The organism is Kitasatospora sp. NPDC097643, from assembly GCF_040302625.1.
GTDB lineage: Bacteria > Actinomycetota > Actinomycetes > Streptomycetales > Streptomycetaceae > Kitasatospora.
On sequence record NZ_JBEOSA010000103.1, the window covers coordinates 1 to 20,299 of the forward strand.

Genomic DNA, 20,299 nt, shown 5'->3' on the forward strand with positions numbered 1-20,299 from the left:
ATCGTGGCAGGACCGCACCCGGTCGGCTTCTCGCCCGCGGACGTGTTCCGGTCGCTCGCGGCGCTCTCGCCGCACGCCCCAGGGGCGTGCGGCGCCTACGGAGTGAAAGCCCAGCTCAGGTGAGTGGCACTCCGAGCAGGGACTGAAGGCGTGGGTGGAGGCGATCCGCCGTCTCACACCGGCGAACGCAGGACCTGCGGCTGGAGGGCCAGCCCTCCTGTGAACTCAAGCTTCTGAGTGCCGGCCAGGGCGGCCCGAAGCACCACCAGACGGGCCCGAGGGGGCCGTGCTCGGTCAGCAGCCCCAGCGTGGTCGCGACGGCTTGCTACATCGCGTATGGGGAGATGCGGTTTCCCGGTACTCTAAGGACTACAGCCCAACGATCGCGTTGCTCATTATCGGGTGCCGGGATGTGCTCTGCCCACATGTTGTCGCGAATGTTCGGGATCCAGTTCGGCTTTTGAGTCAGGTCGAGGACTGCAAGCATTCCGAGGGTGATGCCACCGGCCTGGTAGGCGATAGTCTGCCCGAGATAGCGTCGAAGGCCCTTCCGCGTGGTATTTCCTGTTGTCCGCTTGCATTCGATGATGCTCGAAAATCCCGTGAATCGAACTTCGATGTCCGCACGACCGCCGCTGCGGTCCGTCAGTTCGATGTCGACATCCTCCAGGTTGCCGTCGAGGTAGTCCTGAAGGTCTTCCTGGAGGGTGTTCTCCAGCGGCAGCTTTCACCAGGGTTGGGCGCGAAGAGGTACGAGAATCGCTGGGTGTGGTGGGCACGCGCGCGGTTCGTGCGGTTGTCCAGGAACCGGATAGTCATGGTGATCAGTCGAATGAAGTCCGACCTGACCGCGGGGTGCTTGAAGTCAGGACAGTCCTTCAGGATGTCGACGACCTCATGGAAGATCTGCTGCTGGGCGATTGGGAGTCGAGCCGCAAGCGCCATGTCGCTATCGGTGAGCTTACCCTCTAGAGCTTCGAGCATTTGCGTGGGAAGGCCAGCGAGAACGTGGCTACCAACTGCGGCGGCCAGTTCCGGGTAGGTGGCCGCCTGTGGCGCTTTTCCCGGATCTCCCGATGCGGGGTCGTCCAGGAGCTCGTCGACGGCTTGAAGAAGCTGGTGGGCAGCGTCCGGATCCCACTCGTCGGGGGCTTCGGTGAGGAGGGCGCGCAAGTGCAGGCGGAGGCCTTCACGGCGCACGAAGGCGTCCTCGATGCGGGGCGCGACCAAGACCTGGAGGCCTGGCGCAGCACTGGTCGGTTGGAGTCGGACGCTGCGGTGGGCGGTGTAGGTGGCGAGGATGTGCTGGATGGTTTCGCCCGGCCACCTGGTGAGGGGCTGGTCGAGGTGTGTGTTGGCCTGTTCGAGGCTGATGCTGAGGCCGTACCAGGCAGCCTCGGTGTCGTATCGGCCTGCACGCCAGTGGGTCCGGGTTCCCTTCAGCCAGATCGCGTGCTCGGTGAGAGAGCGGCGAAGTTGCTCGGTTGCGGTGTTGAGATCCTCTGTGCTGCCCGAGTCGAAGGCTAGGGCGGCGGTGATGGCTGCGAGAAATGCTGTGGCGTCGGGCCGGTCTTCATCCGCTTCGACGGCCTGCTGCAGCAGCTCTTGGGCGGACTCGAATTCCTGGAGGAGGGTGGGCCGGTCGGGAGCGTTGAGCGCGTCGGCGAGGTGGCACATCGCGAGTTCGTAGAGGGCATCGGCGTGCACTGCGGTGCCGGTGAAAGTGCCCAGGGCAGTGAGCAGGTCCTCCTCGTGCCACTGCTCGTAGGCGGTGGCGAGGGCGCGGACTGTTCGGCGGGCGTAGGTCGTGGGGGCCGTCGGAGCTTGGGGGTCGACAAGGCGGTCAAGGAGGCCGTAGCGCTTGGTCGTACCGGGGAGGGCCAGGCGGAGTGCGGCTTCGAGGAAGATGCCGGCGAGTTCGGCTTCCAGAACAGTGTCGTAGTGGCGGCTTCGTTCCAGGGCGAGGCTGTTGAGCTGGTTGGCTGCGTGCTGAAGGTATCCGGGGTGCTCGACCAGGAGATCAAGGATGTCCCCGGCAATGCCGGGGTTGGCGGTGGTTGTGAGGGCCCGGTTGATGAAGGCTGCGGCCTGGTCCGGGTGGTCGAGGCTGTCCCACTCTTCAAGGACGATTTCGGCCGCGCGGAACCACATGGGGGACGTGACCAGATGGTCGGCCTGTGCCCACAGGACGTCTTCCCCACCGATGTCGGTGAGCCGTGGGAGGTCGCCGGCCTGAGCAAGGACCGTCTCGACCTGGGTCACGGCAGGTGCCCTTTCTCGTGTGTCGGCGGGCTGTTTTCAGGAGGTCGATCACCCTAACGGACTGGTCACCACACCGGTTCGCCCGGCCCTGCGACGACGAGGTTGGCGGAGTCGATCACGCTCGTGGCGATGTCCCGGTTGGCGGTGGCGGTGATGACCTGCAGCTCTGGAGTCTCCTCGCAGATGCCCTGCAGCTGACTGAGGACTTCCGCCAGGTCGACGTTGATCGTCTCCTGCGCGCCAGGCGAGTCGAGAAGCAGCAGACCGGGATGGCGGCCGACACCGGTGGCCTTGCCGACTCGAAGGAGGGCCAGGAGCGTGGCGATCCGCAGCCGCACGTGCTCCCCAGGCGTGACGGCCGAGAAGGTGGTCTTGCTGTCGCCCTTGGTTACCTGGAGCGTGCCGTTGCCCTGCAAGTTGACGTTCTGCAACTCCTTCATGCCCAAGCGGATGGCCAGGCGACAGACCTCCTCGCTGACCGTAACGAGCAGTTCCTTCGACGCAGCCTTCGCCCGCTTGTCCGCCTCCTTGTGGGCCGCTTCCAGTACGCGCTCTTCCAAAGAGTCCTCCTGCGGCGGCTCGGCGCGTCGGCGGGCCTCCTGCCGTTCTGCGAGGGCGCCTTCGAGCCGGGCGACATCGAGGTGGACGCGGAGCGAGGATTCGCGCGGCATGGCCGCGTGGGCGGCGGACAGCTCGGTTCTGGTCTGAGTCAGGGCTGCCTCGGAGTCCGCCACGGCCTGGCTGGCCTTCCGGGCCGCAGTCTTCGCCTCGGTGTGGGCGGCCTTGAGTGTCTCGATGGAGGCGGCGAGTTCGTCGGCGGCCGAAGAGTCGGCCGCCGTCTGTGCCGGGGCGGAGCCGCAGATGTGGCAGTGCTGGTCGTCCAGGGCCGCGTGAGGCAGCTCGTGGAGGGCGGTGGCGCATCGAGGACAGCAGGTGGGCTTCAATGCCCCGAAGAAGCGCTCGGCGGCTGCGGTTTCTCTCAGGTCCCTAAGACGGGCCTGGTCGAGAACAAGGGTCTCGTGGAGTTCCTCGGCGGCCTGCTGGGTGTGCTGGTGCCCTCGCACCAGCTCGGCGTGCTGCGAGGTGAGGCGAACGAGGTGCGCGCTGGCTCGCTCGACGGCTTCGGCGGCAGCTTCAAGACTTGGGGCCGCGTCAGCCTCGGTAGCTGCTGCTCGGGCCCGAGCGAGCTGTGCTTCCAGCTCTTCGATGGACGTCCCACGGGCATCGAGGTCTTGCTTGGCCCGGCGCCGTTCTCCTTTCATGGACTGCTTCAGCAGGTCCAGGGCGGCCCGCGCGTCACGGCGTGTGGTTGTCCAGGGCAGTCCGACGAACATCTGGAGGAGGCTGACCAGGGTGCCACCTCCGGCGGTTTCGCCGAGAAGCGGGTCGGTCTCACGGTTGCGGCACAGCAGGGCATGGCTGAAGGCCGGCCACGACGTCAGCACCACCTTCCCGTCCGGCTCGTCACCGCCATCCTGTGCGGGAGCTGCGGTGTCGTTGCGCCAGCCGCGGAGGAACTCGAGTCCGAGCCGGTCCATCATGAAGTTCCCCATCACCGAGGCGAACTCCGACTCGCCAGCGAAGGGCGTGACGTGCCGCTGCGCGCCTACGGTGAGGGATCCGGTGAGCTTGGGACCGTTGTTGTCGACGTTCACGGTGAACTGCTCGCCGTCGACTTCGGCGTCCAGCTGCACCTTCTGGAGCCAGTTCTGCACATCGGCTTGCAGGGCTCCGGAGCCTCGGAGGCACCACCAGATGATCTCCAGGATGCTGCTCTTGCCCCGCAGGTTGTCCGCGGTCACGCACCAGAGTCCGGGGCGAAGGTCCCATGCGAAGTCCACCGGGCCGGAGGACTTTCCGCTCTTCTCACCTGTGAAGGCGATGCGCTTCACCAGGAGCTGACGGGGCCGTGGCAGTACGCCGCTCTCCCGGACGCCGTGACGAGCCAGGATCTCTTCGACCTGGTCGGTCTTGCTATCGGCCCGGCGGGCCACTTCCTGTACGAAGTCGCTCATGCGCTCATGCCCGCCCTCTGGTCCGTGATGCGCTCCAGGCGCTTGCGCACCCGGTCGGTGATGCCGCTGATGCTGGCCTTCCACACGGTGCGCTCGTACTCGGCCTGCTTGTACTGCAAGTCCTTCAACTGGCTTCCGCTCATCTGCCCGGCCACGTCCAGCACCACGGCAGCGCGCTCGTCGTACCAGAGCAGATCCGGTTCGGTCGCACGCAGCTTCCCGACGTGCTCTCGGCCGGCCGCCAGCATGTAGTAGTCCCACCTGTCGATCTTGGTCGGCGGCTCACCGACGGCCGCCACGGCGATCAGGCCGTGGGAGGCCAGCAGGGAGAGGGCATCATCCAACGCCTCCCATGCCCCGTAGCGCCAGCGGAGCATCGGGTACCGCGACATGTCCGGCTCGTCGCCTTCCAGGAGAGCTCGGGCCCGACCCAAAGCAGTGTCGGCATCCGGCATAGTGCCGCTCTCCAACTGATTGAGCAGCTCATCTGCGAGGTAGTCGGGATTCCGCAGCCAGAAATCGAGAGCCTGAAGGCGCTTCTGCCCTCGAACGACCGCGACCGCGCCGCCAGGTGCCTCGTTGTCGGTGCCCGGATCACACGCGGACCCACAGCGATCCAGCACAAAGAGCAGCCGCACCGCGTCCTGCGCTCGCGATGCCCTTCGCACTCCTACTTGCGCCACTCGGCCCCCTCGCCTCACTCGCAAGATCCCCAACTCATAGCACAGCCGGGAACAATCTGTAACCAGCGGAACACAACTGCTTTCAACAGCGCAAGAACGAGCACCACCACGCATCTGGCCGGCCGGGTTATGCGGTCGAGCTCCCAGACTGGTCAGGCGGGGGCCTACAGGCGCGGGTCAACCGACGACGATCTCGGCGCCGGTGGAGCGCGTCGAGGAGCGCGGTCTGCCGGTCGGTCAGCTTGCCCTCGGTGCGGGCCTTGTCCTGCTTGCGCAGCCACGCACCCGGGCGGAAGGTTGGGTCTGCCTCGCCGCCGGTGCGGTTGGCCGGGCCGTCGAGAGTTCCGCCGGCCGCGAGGTAGGCGAGCAGGCGACGGTACGACCTGTTCCAGTCCGGCTCCAGGCGCCAGAGCTCATCCAGCACGTCGAGCTTGGCGACCTGGTCGGTGGAGAGGTTGTCGGCCTTGCGCTGGCGGCGCATCCACGCGCCCACCGCGTAGTCGTCGATCTTGGCGACGGCCGGGATCGCGAGGTGGCCGTGCCGGTGGTGGAAGGCAGCGGCGTAGGCGTAGCCGCGTTCCCAGGCGTTGGCGTTCTTCGACCAGATCATGCCGAGCGCGTCCAGCTCCGATACGCGGGCCAGGTCGAGCAGGCCCTGACCCTTGAGGTGGCGCTGGCGGGTGAGCCAAGAGATCAGCTCGGCGTGCTTCGTCTTGTCCGTGGGGTCGAGGTGGCCGTGCTGGAGATGGAAGACCGCCGCGACCGCGTGCATCCGCTGCCACTCGACCGCGCGCGGGTTGAACGCCCGCAGCTTCACGGTCTGCAGAATCTGCGCCGCGTGGTGCCGGGCATTGATCTTCAGCCACTCGATCGGCGACTCGATGGGGGCCGGCTGCTGCTCGCCCTCCCCTGCCTCGGTCTCGCCTTCGGCCGGCTTGGCCGCGGTGGTGTGCGCGGTGCCCTGGGAGCGGTGGGCGCGCAGCTCGGTGATCCGGCCGACCACCCGGGCGTCGTGCGCCGCCAAGGCGCGCAGGACCCGCCAGATCGTGCGGAAGGAGGACGCCTCGATCTCGGCATTGGCCTCCGCCTTCACCGCCTCGCCGGCGTCGTGGACCTCGGCCGGGTCGGCGGTGGCGGTGTCGTCGCCGACCTCCGGCGTCGGCAGGTAGACCGGGATGATGGCCCAGGACACTTTGCCCTCGCGGTAGGACTGGCGCAGCGCGCGGCCGACGGCCTGGACGATGTCGATGACGCTCGACTTCGGGTCCGCGAAGCAGATGGCGTCCACGGCGGCGACGTCGATGCCCTCGGTCAGGAGGCGACTGTTGCAGAGGATGCCGCACTCCTCGCTGTCCTCCCCGGTGTGGGCCTTGAACTCGCGCGCCAGGGAGGAACTGGCCCCTCAAGTCCGGGTCGGCGTCGATGTGCAGGGCAAGCCAGTGCTCCACCATCAGGGTGACCGCGCACTCGGGCTCGTACCCCTGGCTCAGCACGAGCAGCGCCAGCGCATCGCACTCGTCCGCGGGCACCGTGTGGTCCAGGCGCCCGGCCAGGGCCAGGCCGACGAGCTCCGCGGAGCGCTCCGCCACCGGCCAGCCCACACGCTCCTCGACGTGGGAGCCCCAGTCGGGCATGTCCTCGGGGCGGCAGTGCCGCGCGATTGCGTTGATAGCGGTCATTTGGTGTCGGGTCCTCTCGTCCGGGCTGTACCTGAGATCTGACCCCGATTCACCTGTGGACAACTTTCTGCACCTCGCCGCCATACCGGCATGAAAGATGTTCAAGCAGGATGGATCGGTCACCTGAGCCACGGGGGTCTGGCAGGCCGCTGCCCGGTCCGCACCTGACCTGTGACAGCGAAGTCGGGACGGTTGTCACCGAAGTTGGGACAACGCCATTTTGTGACAGCGAAGTTGGGAAAGACCCCTGTCAACGGCCTCATAGCGCTACAGCACGGCAACGCATGAACTCAGATCGGCGGCCAGGAAGACCAAGCGCGAGTCTCCGGTGAGATCCACTCGCCCCAAGGCGACTTGGGTGTCACCCGCACGCCGAAGATCGGGCAATCCCCGTTCGAAGTCCTTGCAGGTGACGACGCCGTCCTCCGCCATGCACTGGGCCCGCCATGCCCAGATGCCGAGAAGCCGACTGGCCGGCACCGTCGATTCGGCCCACACCCGGAACGAAGCCCCGGCACGCAGGGCCACAGCAGCATGGCCGGCGGCATCAGTCTCATGTCGTTCGAGGGCAGCAATCAGGTCTTCGCGATCCACGACGTGCAGTATGACGCTCTGCGAGCGCCAGCAGCCTGCCGGTCCATCCTTCCCAACTTCGCTGTCACAGACTGCGCTGCTTCCCGGATTCGCTGACACAAGCAGCCGTTGTCCCGACTTCGATGACAACCGTCCCAGCTTCGCTGTCACAGGTCAGCACCCGGTCGGCGGCCACACCCGGGGCCCCTGTCACGCCCAGCTGTCGCGCCCCGACCTCGCACGGGGGTAAGCGCCTATCCGCGCAGGTCACACGGCGCGACAGCACCCCACGCGACAGGGGGTCGCAACAGCCCCCGCGACAGCCGCGCGGAGGTCGGCACTCACGCTGCGCGGTCCTTCACCGGGTAGAGCTTGGCGTGCAGCACCCGGTCCTCCCACCACGGATCGTCCGGGGCGGAGACCAGGGCGGCGACCTGTTCGCGCCTGGTCGGGGCGGGCAGCACCAACGGGCCCAGTTCCTCCGCCTCCCGGTCGCTGACGCATTGCGGGCACTCCAGCCGGTCCGGGCCTGCCTTCTCATCGAGTTCCAGCGGGGAGCCCGCCCTCCCGCCGATAGAGCCCCGGCACGTCCAGCACGGGCGCAGCGCGGCGTTCGCGGCGCGGGCGGCTTCGAGTTGTTCTTCGGTCTCCCTTTCCAGGCGCTGCGTGTGTTCCTGGTGGCAGGGCCAGCAGCGGCCGCCGGGACGGCGGGTCCACTGGCGGCTGCCATGCACCCAGGTGCTCTCCTCCTTGGGGACGTTGCCGCAGTCGGCGCAGGCGAGGGTCTGCATCAGCTCGCGGTGGTCCTGCTTGGCCTTCTTCTCCCGGACGGCCTGGCGCTGGTCGTAGGCGGCGCGGTTGTTCGGGTTGTCCAGCGCGTCGAGCAGGGAGTGCCGTCCGTCGCGGCCGTAGCGCCACCAGACGGGTCCGAGCGGTCCGTGCTCGGCCAGGGCCTCCAGAGTGGTGGCGATGATGGGCACCGCGTCGTCGTACTCGCGCCAGCCGTCGTCGTTGTAGTCGCGGACCACCTTGCACCACCGGCCGAGCCAGCAGTCGGCGGACAGGTCCGCGACGGCCTGCTGCCGGTTGGCCAGGGCGAGGGGTCCGGCGTCGGTGACGACCAGGGCGACCGGCGGGTACCCGGGCCGGGTGTGGCCGGGCCAGGTACGGCGCCACCAATGCACCGTCCGGTCGGCCGGCTCCTGGCCGGCGAGGGCCGGGTCGTTGTCGCGGACCTTCACGCGGAACAGCTCGCGGTACCGGGGGAACTTCGCGGCGACGTCGGCCGGGGCCATGGTCGAGCGGTCGACCTCGACCATCAACACCGGCACCCCGATCTCCGGGGCCTGCCACACACCGTCCGGGCGCACCTTGCGCCGCCCGCCGGGCAGCAGGAACTCGGTCTCGGTCGACCAGGACCGCACCGTGCCGACCCCGCCCGCGGCCCCGGGCGCGCTGCCGCCCAGGACAAACGCGGCGATCGTCTCGTTGACCGCCATCGCGTGCTGGGCACCGGAGCGGCCTGCGCCCCGAGCCGTTGAGCCCATCTCCGAGCGGGGCAGGCCGAGGACGTGCCCGGCCGCCTCCAGCCCGGCCGTGCCGTCCAGCCGCCAGGTCTTGTGCCGGTCCTTCGTGTTGCCGTCGGAGGCAACCAAGCCGTGCAGCGCGAGGTCGCGCAGCGCCTGCCGGATCACGGTGTTCGACGCCGCCCCGGGGCGCAGCAGGCGCTGGAGCTGGTCGGCGGTCGCGACCTTGAGCACGCCGAGCGCGCCGAGGACATCGGCCCGCAGCGCGGTGGTCGAGCCGTTCGGGTTCGCAGACCCGCGCCGGAACGCGGTCCGTCCCGGCCGGGACGGCTCGGCCGGTTCGACGGCGTCGGCCTGGTCGTCGTTGTCGGGCTGGGCAAGGCTCTGACGGGTGCTCACGGACGTCTCCCGGTGGTCGTGGTCGGTTGCTGCCTCTCCGGGATATCCGGCGCTCCCGACGGCTGCCAAGCCCGTTGTCGGCCCGCGCGCCGCGCCCTCTCCCACAGCCCCTGATCCGGCCCCGCCGCCGCCCCCCGACCAGCGAGCGGCCGGCACCAGCCGGACGCGAGAAAAGGAAAGGCCCACCGCAGGTGCAACAACCCGAACCGACCAACCGACAACGCCACAACCACAAACCAAAACCAAAAGCAGAAAGACGGGAGAAGAGGGTTGTCGGAATGCGGCAGTGGCCCGGATTCGGGCGCTGAGCTGGGCGGATTCGTCTCTCGGGCCCGAGGTGGCCGGTAGGGGCAGCGGAGGGGGAAACGGCAGGGGGAACGGAAGCGGTCCGGCAAACTCACCAGGGCCACCAAGGCATTGGTGAGTTTCCTTGATAGACCATCAAAGAAACTCACCAGGCAACCTTGATGGTCATCCCAGCAGGTCAGAGACGTGCCGATCGGTCCGACGAGGGCCCCGAGGTCGGGACCGGTTGGCGGACTGGATTACGGACCGCATTTCGGACCGGTAAGAACGCGGGATACCTTGATGGCGGGAGTTATCAGATCGTTATGAAGCACCAACCTTGATGGTGAGAAATCCGGTGAGTTTCGTGGGGTTCCATTCTCCGAGCACGGGACAAGCCCGTGCTTCGGACTGAGGGAGCACATTCGTGCACGGGGATCTGGAGACCGACCACGACGTTCTGGTCACGCTTCACCGCTTCACGCTGGCGACCGCCGAGCAGCTCCACCAGCTGCACGGCGGAGCCGCCGGGATCAAGCAGACCCAGAAGCGGCTGACCCGCCTGTACGCCGATGGCCTGGCCGAGTTCGTAACCCTGCCGCAGGCCGGCCGGGCGAAGGCCTGGCACCTCACCGCCCAGGGCGCAGCGGTGGCGGCCACCTTCCCCGAGGCCCGCCGCACGGACGCCCAGACGCTGGACGGCGAGCAGTTCGCAGTGAGGCACGGTCGCGAGCACCTGCTCGACGTCGGCCGGATCCACGCGGCCTTCGTGGCCGACGCCCGGGAGCGCGGCGAGGACTGCGGACCGCTCGACCTCCTGCCCGCCCGGGCGCTGCCCGCCGGCGAAGGCGGGGTGTACCGGCCCGCCGCCGAGCTCACGTACACGGCGGGCACCGGCGAGGAGCGGCACCGGCTGCGGGCGTTCGTCGAACGGCACCGCCCCGGGGTCGGCGCCGAGGAGACCGCGGCGCAGCTGGCGGCCTGCGCCGCCGTGTGGGAGCAGGCCGGGCCGGGCGGCCGGGGCCGGGCATGGGAGCGCCGCTGGCGCTCCTTCCCCCGGCTGCTGGTCGTCCTGGTCGGCACGGCGGCCGCCGGAGTACGCGGCGCGGTGGCGGACCTGCGCCTCGCCGCCGAGGAAAACCCGACCGTCACCGAGATGCTCACCGCCGTCCCGGCCGGCGCCACCCGCATCGAGGACCTCATCCAGCACGGCCCGTCCGCAAGCACTCCCAGCAGCCGAACCGCGGCGTCGTTCATTTTCAGCGACAACATGCCGTGCATGCTCGCAGCCACTGCCTGACCGCACCAACGAATACCAACGGCCCATGGGGATCGCCGCCGACGTCGTAGCCGGTGGTGCTCGATGATGACGATCGAGCAGTTCGCGACGCTGGCGACGTTCGGCTCGACCTGGGCCGTGTTGGCGGTCGGTCACAACATGGCAGACCACGTGTTCGGCCAGAGCGACCACCAGGCGGCGAACAAGGGGCGCCGACCCCTTCTATCGCTGTTCTGCCTTGTCGCGCGGCCGAAACCATGCTCACTACCGGGATCACCCTGCAGTACGGGGCAGCACCCAGCCGGGCGGGATGCTGCCGAGGTCCCGCGCAACGGCCAGGCGCAGCAGGGTGAGGGCGTCGGTGGGGTTGGTGGAGAGCAGGGGGAGGTTGTCGGCGGCGTCGGCGATGGAGTGGCCGTTGATGGGGGCGATCCAGGAGTCGTTGTCGTCGTAGACCTCGGTCCGGCCGACCAGTCGGCCGCGTCGTTCGAGGGCCTGGACGTTCGGGGCGGTGGGCCAGGTGAGGTGGACCAGCCCGTCGCCGAGGGCGTAGTCGCGGTCGGCTTCGCCCAGACCCCGGTTGGTGGGCGCGGTCCGGCTGGTGGTCGGGCCCAGGGTCAGGGTCGGCAGCCGGGGCGCGCGCTCGCGTTCGTTGTGGGAGCGCAGCAGTGCGTCCAGGGCCTCGTCAGGGTCCCGGTGGGTGCGGGGCCGGCCGAGGTCGTCGGTCAGGACACGGGCGGTGTTCTCCTCCTGGTGTTCGGCGGCGATGTGCCCGGCCGTGCCCCAGGGGCCGTCCGGCAGCGGCGCGGTCCAGCCGACCGGCTGTCCGTGGTGGAGCAGTCGCTGCACGTCCTGGGCTTGTGGGCCGTCCCAGGTGGCCAGTTCCCAGCCCGGTCCGAATGTCGTGGTGAGGTTCTCGGTGCGGTCTGGTTCGCCGAACCGTACGAGCGGGTCGGTGAACGCCTGCCTGCGCGCCGCTTCCTGTGCCTTTGCGCGTTCCTCCCGCGCGATGGCGCTGGTGTCTGCCGGGTCGGGACGGCGGGCCTCGGGCACCGCCGGTGTGGGCTTGGTCGCGGCGGGCCGGTTTTCGGCCCGGGCCGCATCACCGCGCGCGGGGACGAGGGCTTCGCCGGCAGGGTTTTCGACCCGGGCTGAAAGATCAAGCCCATGGGCGCGGGGCTCGCTGGCGGAGTTTTCGGCTCGGGCCGTTTCCTCCGGGCGGGCGACGGCTACGGGGACCGCCGCCTTTCGGCCCGGGCCGTTTCGGCCAGCAGGTGCGGAGCCACGCGGGCGAGCACGCCGGAGGCCATCACCTCCTCCTCGGCCCGGCTCAGCACCCGCTCGTCCTCGTCAAGGTCCGGCCAGCGGACCTCATCGCGGACGGCCTCGGCCGCCTCGCGCGCCCGTACGCCCAGCGACGCCCACCGGGGATCGGCGGTCCGCAGTGTGCGAAACCGCCGAGGAGCAGCTGCGGGACAAGCTGGTCCCGTTCCGGCCGAGCCTTCGTGCTGCGAGGCGGCCTCCAGCGCACTCCGGCACGCGACCGCCGCTATGTGGTGGGCGCAGCGGTGGCCGACCGGATCGTTCAAGCTGTAAGGAGTTCCTGTGTCTTTCCTGATGCGCGCGCCGAGAGAGTGCGCCTCGTGGACCTGGGATCTTGAAGGCGTTCGTGAGGCGGGCCTGGAGTCGGTGCTGGCGGTCGCGGCGCAGATGTCCGGCGTGCTGCGCAGGCACGGCCTGCTGGTCCCGGGCGCGCTCGAATGGACCTGGTTCCAGGTCGGCAAGGGCGGCCTGGGCATCCACAGCCGACTGAGCCTCGTGTCGCGTTCGCTGGAGGAGCCGGCGCTTGCGGAGGAGATGCGGGCCTGTCGGCCGGTCGGCCATCCGCTGGCGGAGATGGGTGCTGTCACCGTGTTCGGGGACGGTGAGTGGATCGACGCGGGCGGCAAGCGCCGCAGGGAGTACCGGCTGGTCGAGCTCATGGTGTCGCCCGGCAACCTGGGCCCGTATGCCGAGCTGTCCGTCCACCACGACGTCTGGGGCGAGTGCGACTTCCGCGGCCGGCCGCATCCGGCCGTCCACGCGAGCAACGCGCCCCGGCTCGCGGCCGTGCTCCAGGAGCTCGACGAGCTGCTCGGAGTCAGGGCCGAACCGGGCGAAGCGACGTACTTCGGTAAGGCCGAGGGGTACGGTCTCGAAGCCCCCGAGCTGATCGACGGGCTCGGGCCGGACCTCACCGACGGGATCGGGCAGATCGTGACCTCCGGGGTCCCCGACAGCTGGCGTCCCAAGGCCCTGCCGGTGGACCGGAAGGCGGCCGACCGGCTGGGCGCCTGGGCGGCGTCCTCGGGCCGCGAGGTGCTGGAGGCCGTCGGCCTCGACCTGCGCGGGGCCGACTTGTCGGGCGGGGACCTCACCGGGGCGTGGTTCACCGACGCCGTGCTCGCCGGCGTTTCGCTGGCCGGCGCCGAGCTCTGGCGCGCCCACTCGGAGAAGGCGGACCTGGACTTCGCGAACCTCGCCGGCGCCAGCTTGGTCAAGGCCGCCCTGGACCAGGCCACGCTGCGCTCCGTCTGTCTGGACGACGCGGACCTGACCTCGGCCTCCCTGGTCGACGTCAACGCCGCCGGCGCGACGTTGCGCCGTGCCGACCTCACCAACGCCGCCCTCCTCCAGGTCGACCTGCGCGGCGCCGACCTCTCCGGCGCCACCACGGCGAACACCTCGTTCACCGTCCTCGTCGACGACAGCACCGTGCTCTGCGGCGTGACCGGCGCGCTCTTCGGCCCCGTCACCGTCGCGCCGCCGGCGACACTGAGCGGGTACTCGACGGCCTCGCCCTCCAGCGCTGGCTCACCGAGCAGGGCGCCGAGGTCGAGGTACTCAGCGGCTTCGTCTACTACGCCCGGTTCGACGGATCGAGCACGAGCTCCCGGGAGAATCCCTACGGAATCGTGCGGCGCAGCACCGTCGACGGCATCGACGTCGACGAGGCCTTCACCCGCAACCTGCGCTGGGAGCCGACCGAGTACCTGCGCCTGTACTACCTCGGGCACAACGACGACGACCACGCGGAGATCACCAGGGCCGAAGCCGACGCGTTCATCAAGCGCGTCACGCGGATCCTGACGACACCGCGGGCCCGGGCGACAGTCGAGCGCCTCACCGCCATCGACTGGCGGGACGACGACATGGCCTACGTACACGCCGCGTCGCGTTCGCGCCTGTTCCGCGAGCACCTGCGCCGCGCGGCCCTCTGGTCGAAGGCGTACCAGCCGGCCGGCGAGTGGCCTGTCGTCGACCTGGCCGCGTCCGTCGACCCGGCGGTCCAGGTGGACGCGGAACTCTCAGCGCGGCTCGACGCGTTCCCGGAGGCCAACGTCGGAGACGTTCGGGCGAAGGCGCTGTGCCGCGCCGCGGTGCGCTGGGCGGCCCTGCTCGACACGTCGTCGGTGGAGATGCCCGATCTCCCCGACCCCTACGAACCACTGTTGCTGATGCTGGAGCGAGGCGGCTGGTGCGGCCTGGTCGTCGAGAACCGGGTCGCCGACTTCTCGATCGTGCGCGTCCCCCTCGGGACCTGGCAGGACCACTTGAGCACGGAACCGGTCGCCCGGCTCGACCAGTCCGCACCCGGCGCTGGCAGCTGAACCGATCCCCAGGACGCACACCCGACGTCGACCGACCGTGGGGAGGCGGCCGGGCGTCGAGTGTGCGGGCGGCCTACGCCGGGAACTCGCCCAGCCAGCCGCCGGAGAGCAGGTACTTCGGGATGTAGGGCGACTCCACGTCGACGGGGAACTTCCTGTCGAACGCCAGGCACGCCATCGCGAGCGGCCCCAGCGCGAGCGCGCCGTCCAGCTTGGCGGCCCAGTCCTCCGCCGACCAGTACGTCTTGTGGAGGTCGAGCGCCTTGCCGAGGGCCGGGGCGAACTCCTCCTCGCGCTCCCGCACGACCAGGTAGAAGAGGTTGATCGGCGGGTACATCAGCCCGTCCAGCACGCCGGGCGGGGTGACGGCGGCGGTCTCGGGGCTCGTGGCCTCGATCGTGGCGATGAGCTTGTCGACCAGGCCGGGCCGACGCAGCCAGTAGCTCTGCTGGACGTCGATCCAGTGGTAGACGTACTCGTCGTAGACGCCTTCCGCCGAGCGCAGCCGGTCCAGCGGGATTTCGCACAGCTGCCTCATGCGCCCCTTGTCGCGGCAGACGAGGGCCAGCCAGAAGGCAGAGAGCCAGTGGTCCGCGTCGACGTACGACTGCGGGCCGACCGCCAGGACGGCGCGCGGCCGGCCGTTGATGAAGCACTCGACCGTCCCCTCGCTGGCGCCGGTCACGGCGAACAGCGCCGAGCCGAGCTGCATCGCCGTGACCGTGGCCTTCCAGGTCTCAAGCCGGGCCCCCTCCGGGTCGGCCGTGCAGTGGGCCTGGAGCGCGAGGAGGGCGGTGCTGAACGCAAAGTCGATCATGCTGGCGGACTCTTCGAGCTCGTCGACACGTCGGTTCACCCGCTCGCTCAGCTGGTCGGCGAACGCCTGCCCGTCCGGCCGGGGCTCAAGGTGGCGGGCAACGGTCACGGTCACGGAAGGGTCCCCTCGGTCATGTCGAATGGTCAGCACGGCACCCTGGCGTCCCAGAGAGCCCGCGTACGGGCCGCCTGCGGCGGCGTGCGCTCAGTGGTGGAACACCTGCCCGGAGGTGTCCAGCCAGCACCAGTCGACCGGGTCGTACTGCTTCTTCAGCGCGAGGCGCCCGGAACCGTAGGCCTTGAGGGCGGTTTCGACGGCGACGGGCAGGGAGTCGAGGTCCTGCGGCACCGGGACGCGCAGCAGCAGGCACTGCTTGCGGTGGAGGAGGAGGATCTCGCCGGCCGGGGTGCATTCCAGCAGCTCGAAGTTCTTCAGGGCTGTGAAGGGCCTTTCCGAGGTGGAGGTCCGGGAGCGCAGCTGGCCGTCGGCGGTCCAGGCGTAGAGGCCGTAGCGGTTGAGGTGGTAGGCGCGGCCGCGGTGCGGGTCGGCGGCGACGGTGAAGTCGAGGCCGGTGAACGGGCTGTCGTCGTGGCGGTGCAGGCCTTCCAGGCGGCCGCGCAGCGCGCCCTGGTCGTCGAGGATGGCGAAGCTGAACTCCTGTCCGCGGCTGCCCGACCGGAAGGTCCGGCCGAAGACCGGCACGACGAAGAGGTCGTCGCCGAGGGCGGAGGGCCGGCTCATCTTGCAGGCCTCGTAGCCGTAGAAGCCGCCCGCGGTGCCGGTGAAGTCCGTCAGGAGGTCGGTCAGCGTGGGCGAGGGGCGGTTGTCCCGTCCCACCGGCGCGCCGCCGAACACGACATGGGGCTGCCGGTCGGCGTCGGTCTGACGGTCGGTCGCCGGATGAAGGCTCGCGATGGCCCGCAGGGCGGGCTTGGAGCCGGGCGCGAGCGCGGTGCCGGGACCGGAGACGGCGACGATGTTGACGATCGCGCCAGCCCACCCGAGCCCGTACTCCGAGGTCGTGCACAGCAGCCGGCCGGAGGGCGTGACGGCGATCGAGGCGGCGAACGGGTCGCCCGCCCTGACCTCCCGCTCCTCGTAACCCCAGGGCATCGGGAACGTGCCCAGGACCCGGCTCAGGTCGGCCGAGAACAGGTGGGTGCCGCCTGGGCGCAGGGCGAGGGCGACCGTCCCGTCCGGGAGGAGGGCCAGGGTGTCACCGCTCCCGTCCGGGATGATCGCCGACGGGGTGCCGTCCGGCCTGGGACCTCCGAACACGGCGGTGGCGACGGGCGTCCCGTCGGGGGCGTAGCGGGTGATGAAGCGGAAGTTCAGCTCGCAGAGTGCGGGGTCGGCCGGATAGCCCGTGCCGCCCCCGGGGCGCCACACGGTGGAGACCACGTAGGTGTCGCCGTCCGGCGTGGCCACGGCGTGCTGCGGGGCCCACCCACCGGCGGCGGAGTCGAGACGGTGGGCGTCGGCCAGCGACGCGGGCAGGGTCATAGGCAGGGTGGGCGGCCGAGTCATGCTGGAGATTCTGCCCGCGCCCACCGACAGCACGAAGGGGCAGGGGCGGAGAGCTGTGACGGCGCCGTGGCGGCGCGGGCGAGCCCACGTCGTCCGTGGCGGGCGCGCCCGCCACGGGGTCGTACTGCAATGGCTCCCGTGGGGTACCGGGGCGCGTCGGCGCGGAACCGCCTCGCTTACCGCCCTTTCAGGTCCATGCCCTGCCCGGGCCCTCCGCTGCGGTTGATCTTCCCGCGTCCCAGAAGGACAACTGCACCCAGCGCTCGCGAACCGTCTGCCAACCCTCTTCGGTTAGAGCCATGGCGACCTTTCCGACCTCTGGCCTGACATCGAGGACACCCTCGATCATCGCGACACCGTGCTCGTCCAAGAGCCGGAAACCGTAATGCGGCTGCGACACACGCTCCTTGGTCCATCCCTTCGGTACGGTCCACGCCGCCTGGCCGAGGTCAAAGAGCACGGGGTCGCCGAACGTCAGATCCAGCTGGAGCCCCGGCAGGGCATAGGTCTCCAGCGGCTCGTCTTCGACGATCGTCACGGGGAGATATGGGTGATCCTTCTCAAAGAACCCCCTGTATGGCTTCGTTCACTTCTAGCGGCAAGCGTTTGTCCGCCAGTTTGAGCAGCAGTTCCTCCAGACCATGGTGCTGAAGCACGCTGGTGAAGAAGTCGGTGACGAACGGGACGAGCGGTTGCGCTCGCAGCTCGTTCTTCGGGGGGGTGGATGGCCACCACGTTTCGGTGGGATCGGGCGCCACTTGGTGTGATGGTGTGTGGCATTCCGCTTTCGGAGTAATGGGGGGCATGTGGACTGTTCGACCGTCATGCTGTGCTTGTTGATCAGGGTCCAGGTCAGGAAGACCGCTGGGGAATGCCCCGTCATCCAGACCGGCACCGAGTCCTCCCGCTACCAGGCCACCCAGGAACCCTCTTCCCGACGCAGAGATGATGACGACCCAACAACCCCAAGGTCCAGCCGGCCCCGACCACGAGCGTGGACCGCGCGGCCTGTCACGCGCGTTCTGTGCCATGGTCCTCGCCGTCGCGTCCGCACTGGCCTGGGTCGTGACCGGGCCGGCCGCCCCCGCCCGAGCCGCGACCACGTGCACGGCAAGCCTGTGCGTCCTCAACGCGAGCGCCGCGGACGCCCTGTACGTCCACCCCGGCAGCATCCAGGTCACCGGCAGCATCCTGGTCGACTCGACGAACAGCCAAGCCGCGCTCGTCAGCGGCAGCACCTCCGTCATCTCGAACGGGGGCACCATCGGCGGCCCGGCCGCGCCGGCCGGCTTCGCCACCTCCAGCGGCGGCTCGTACAGCCCGGCCCCGACCAACCAGGCCGCGGGCACCGACCCGTACGCCGCCTTGGCCCAGTGCCCGGCCGCGTCGGCCTGTCCCACGACACCGGCCGCGCCGTACCCCACGGTCAACCACGTCACGGGGAACCAGACGATCAGTGCCGGGGTCTACACCAGCATCTCGAATCTGGGCGGCACGCTCACCCTCAATCCCGGCACGTACGTCGTCACCGGCGCCACCGGCTTGACGGTCTCCGGCGGGAAGCTGAACGGCACGGGGGTGACGATCTACCTGGCCTGCCCGTCCTATCCGACCGCGTGCGCGGCGGGCACCAGCGGTGCGGCCTTCACCGACCAGAGTGGCGGCAAGAGCAGTCTCAGCGCACCGACCACGGGGGCCTTCGCCGGTTTTTCGGTCATCGCCGACCGCAACAACACCGCGGGCGTCTCGGTCACGGGAAGCGGCACCTGGATCACCGGCGGCGGCCTGCTCTATACCGCCGCCGGGAAGCTGACGGCCGCATCCGGAGGCAAGGCCAGCTTCACCGGCGCGGTCGTGGACAGCGTCGAGACCAGCGGCAGCAACAGCTCCCAGATCACCGTCATCCCGACCACGGGCACGCTGGCGATCAGCGTGCCGGCTTCCGCGGGCCTGGGCGCCGCGGCGCCCGGCGGCACCCTGAGCGCGGCCCTGGGCTCGGTGACCGTCTCGGACGGGCGAGGACTGGCCACCAGTACCTGGACGGCGACGGTGACCGCCACGAACTTCACCACCGGCTCCGGCACGTCCGCCGAGACGATCACCACCTCGAACGTCTCCTACTGGTCCGGACCCGCGACGAACACGAACGGAACCGTGACGGCCACCCCGGGTGAGAGCAGTTCCTCGTCCGCACAGTCGCTCAGCAGCGCGAGAACCGCCTTCAGCTCCACCGGCAATGGGAACAACTCCACGGCCTGGACCCCCACGCTGGTGGTCACGGTCCCCGCCGCAGCGGTGCACGGGACCTACACAGGCACCATCACCCACTCCGTCGCCTGATGCGCCCGCCGCCCGCCACCTGCGGGTGGCCGGCGGCGGCGTGTCACAGGGTGCGGGCCCGTCGGGTTCAGCTCCTCGAGCCGCGGCGCAGCACCCGGTAGCCGCACAGGGCCAGCACGAGGGCGGCAGCCGACCCGCCCATGACCATGCCCGACGTCTCCGGGCCCCCCGCGTCCGGCCTGGCCGGCGCGCCGGCTCCGGAGCCGGCGGGGAAGGTGATGGTGGCCGTGACGGTGTGCTTGACCAGACCGCTGGCCAGGGTGAGGTGGGCCTGCCACGGCCCGTCGGGTAGCTGCCGGTCCAGCGGGACGGTCACGGGTTCGGTCTCGTCGACGCCCAGCGTGGTGCCGAGCTTCGCGGGGAAGGGGCCGGCGCTGAGGGATCCCGGCCCGTCGGTCAGCGACATCGATCCGGTCAGGTCGAGGGCGCGCTTGCCGGTGTTGTGGACCTTGGCCAGCACTTTCGGCGCGCCGTCGGGCGCGCGCACGGGAATCAGCTCCTCGATCCGGAAGTCGGACGGCGGCTCGCCTCCGGGGCCGACGTCGAGGTAGATGCGCACTCCCACGCGGTTGAGCAGGCGGACGTTCGCGGTCGGGCCGGCGGCACGGCTTGCGACCTGCGCCCACAGGACCGCGTAGCGTTCGCCAGCGGACGCCTTCGCCGGGACGTGGATGCCGACCCGGACCATGGCCGAGCCGTGTGCCGGGACGACGCGCGCCGTGCCGGCGGGCGCGGTGGTGGGCGATGCGGTGGCGGGCGCGGTGGTGGGCGATGCGGTGGCGGGCGCGGTGGTGGGTGCGGTGGTCGGCGTCGTGGTCGGCGATGCGGTGGGTGTGGTGGTGGGCCGGGTGTCCGGTGTACCGCAGTCCGTCGACTTGCCGGACACGTCCTCCTCGGAGACGCAGCCGTCCACCGAGACCCACGTCGTGAGCTCGTTGGGGGTGCGGTCGGCATCGACGTTGAAGGTGCCGCTGCTGACCGAGGCCGAGGCCGCGTACAGGTCGACGCGCTGGTCGGTGTCGGACGTGTTCGTCACCAGCAGCCGGCGGTGGATGACACTGCCGGGCGCGAGGTGGTCCACGATGTACGTGTGGGCGCGCGGGTCCTCCTCGCGGCCCCGGGGCGCGTCGAGCAGCTTGAGGCCGATGCTGCCCCGCGCGTCGGAAGGCGACGGCTGGTCCTGGTCGCCGGCTGCGGCGGTGCTCGCGCTGGGCGTGCTGTCGGTGATCGGCTTCCTCGGCGGCGGCCTGCTGGCGGTGCAGAT

At 70.0% G+C, this 20,299-nt stretch carries 15 protein-coding genes; 3 read left to right on the forward strand and 12 right to left on the reverse strand.

The features are described 5' to 3' along the window. Positions 1-645: 645 nt before the first annotated feature. The 6 genes from ABTY15_RS37540 to ABTY15_RS37565 all read right to left on the reverse strand — a co-directional run bounded on the left by ABTY15_RS37540 (position 646) and on the right by ABTY15_RS37565 (position 9,137). Positions 646-2,262: a hypothetical protein gene (locus ABTY15_RS37540; protein ID WP_350606220.1), complete on the reverse strand. Its 1,617-nt coding sequence runs from the start codon at positions 2,260-2,262 to the stop codon at positions 646-648. A gap of 65 nt (positions 2,263-2,327) precedes the next feature. Beyond that, positions 2,328-4,277 (reverse strand): hypothetical protein, encoded by a 1,950-nt coding sequence (locus tag ABTY15_RS37545; RefSeq protein WP_350606222.1) that lies wholly within the window; start codon positions 4,275-4,277, stop codon positions 2,328-2,330. Further along, positions 4,274-4,915, reverse strand: a complete 642-nt coding sequence (locus tag ABTY15_RS37550) for a hypothetical protein (RefSeq protein ID WP_350606227.1) — start codon at positions 4,913-4,915, stop codon at positions 4,274-4,276. Before ABTY15_RS37550 ends, ABTY15_RS37545 begins: the two co-directional genes overlap by 4 nt. Before the next feature lie 172 nt (positions 4,916-5,087). Then, a complete protein-coding gene (locus ABTY15_RS37555) occupies positions 5,088-6,347 on the reverse strand; it encodes a helicase associated domain-containing protein (protein WP_350606266.1) in 1,260 nt (419 codons plus the stop codon). 559 nt (positions 6,348-6,906) lie between these two features. Continuing rightward, positions 6,907-7,233, reverse strand: coding sequence for a hypothetical protein (locus ABTY15_RS37560; RefSeq protein WP_350606229.1), 327 nt, complete (start codon positions 7,231-7,233; stop codon positions 6,907-6,909). Between the two features lie 320 nt (positions 7,234-7,553). Then, positions 7,554-9,137: a replication-relaxation family protein gene (locus tag ABTY15_RS37565; RefSeq protein ID WP_350606232.1), complete on the reverse strand. Its 1,584-nt coding sequence runs from the start codon at positions 9,135-9,137 to the stop codon at positions 7,554-7,556. A 712-nt stretch (positions 9,138-9,849) separates the two neighbouring features. Between ABTY15_RS37565 and ABTY15_RS37570 the strand changes: the two genes are divergently transcribed. Beyond that, positions 9,850-10,722: a replication-relaxation family protein gene (locus tag ABTY15_RS37570; protein WP_350606236.1), complete on the forward strand. Its 873-nt coding sequence runs from the start codon at positions 9,850-9,852 to the stop codon at positions 10,720-10,722. Between the two features lie 252 nt (positions 10,723-10,974). On the opposite strand, the gene ABTY15_RS37575 is transcribed toward ABTY15_RS37570, so the two are convergent. Continuing rightward, on the reverse strand, positions 10,975-11,754 hold the full coding sequence (locus ABTY15_RS37575; protein ID WP_350606239.1) for a hypothetical protein: 780 nt from the start codon (positions 11,752-11,754) through the stop codon (positions 10,975-10,977). A 552-nt stretch (positions 11,755-12,306) separates the two neighbouring features. Here ABTY15_RS37575 and ABTY15_RS37580 point away from each other — a divergent pair. Continuing rightward, positions 12,307-13,830 carry a pentapeptide repeat-containing protein gene (locus tag ABTY15_RS37580; protein ID WP_350606244.1) on the forward strand — a complete coding sequence of 508 codons (1,524 nt, stop codon included), beginning with the start codon at positions 12,307-12,309 and terminating at the stop codon, positions 13,828-13,830. Between the two features lie 594 nt (positions 13,831-14,424). Here ABTY15_RS37580 and ABTY15_RS37585 read toward each other — a convergent pair. The 4 genes from ABTY15_RS37585 to ABTY15_RS37600 all read right to left on the reverse strand — a co-directional run bounded on the left by ABTY15_RS37585 (position 14,425) and on the right by ABTY15_RS37600 (position 17,453). Continuing rightward, complete coding sequence (locus ABTY15_RS37585) at positions 14,425-15,282, reverse strand: immunity 49 family protein (RefSeq protein WP_350606248.1); 858 nt, start codon at positions 15,280-15,282, stop codon at positions 14,425-14,427. Between the two features lie 90 nt (positions 15,283-15,372). Beyond that, positions 15,373-16,695, reverse strand: a complete 1,323-nt coding sequence (locus ABTY15_RS37590) for a hypothetical protein (protein WP_350606251.1) — start codon at positions 16,693-16,695, stop codon at positions 15,373-15,375. A 187-nt stretch (positions 16,696-16,882) separates the two neighbouring features. Continuing rightward, positions 16,883-17,233, reverse strand: coding sequence for a hypothetical protein (locus tag ABTY15_RS37595; protein WP_350606254.1), 351 nt, complete (start codon positions 17,231-17,233; stop codon positions 16,883-16,885). Between the two features lie 22 nt (positions 17,234-17,255). Then, positions 17,256-17,453: a hypothetical protein gene (locus ABTY15_RS37600; RefSeq protein ID WP_350606258.1), complete on the reverse strand. Its 198-nt coding sequence runs from the start codon at positions 17,451-17,453 to the stop codon at positions 17,256-17,258. A 271-nt stretch (positions 17,454-17,724) separates the two neighbouring features. Here ABTY15_RS37600 and ABTY15_RS37605 point away from each other — a divergent pair, with 271 nt between their 5' ends. Further along, complete coding sequence (locus ABTY15_RS37605) at positions 17,725-19,035, forward strand: autotransporter outer membrane beta-barrel domain-containing protein (RefSeq protein WP_350606260.1); 1,311 nt, start codon at positions 17,725-17,727, stop codon at positions 19,033-19,035. 67 nt (positions 19,036-19,102) lie between these two features. Here ABTY15_RS37605 and ABTY15_RS37610 read toward each other — a convergent pair. Continuing rightward, positions 19,103-20,299: hypothetical protein (locus ABTY15_RS37610; RefSeq protein ID WP_350606263.1), on the reverse strand; the 1,197-nt coding region annotated here is incomplete at its 5' end.

Excerpts from the sequence above, each read along its gene's own strand:
- ABTY15_RS37545 (WP_350606222.1), bottom strand. The coding sequence starts at position 4,277 with ATGAGCGACTTCGTACAGGAAGTGGCCCGCCGGGCCGATAGCAAGACC.
- ABTY15_RS37590 (WP_350606251.1), bottom strand. The coding sequence starts at position 16,695 with ATGACTCGGCCGCCCACCCTGCCTATGACCCTGCCCGCGTCGCTGGCC.
- ABTY15_RS37605 (WP_350606260.1), top strand. The coding sequence starts at position 17,725 with ATGGTCCTCGCCGTCGCGTCCGCACTGGCCTGGGTCGTGACCGGGCCG.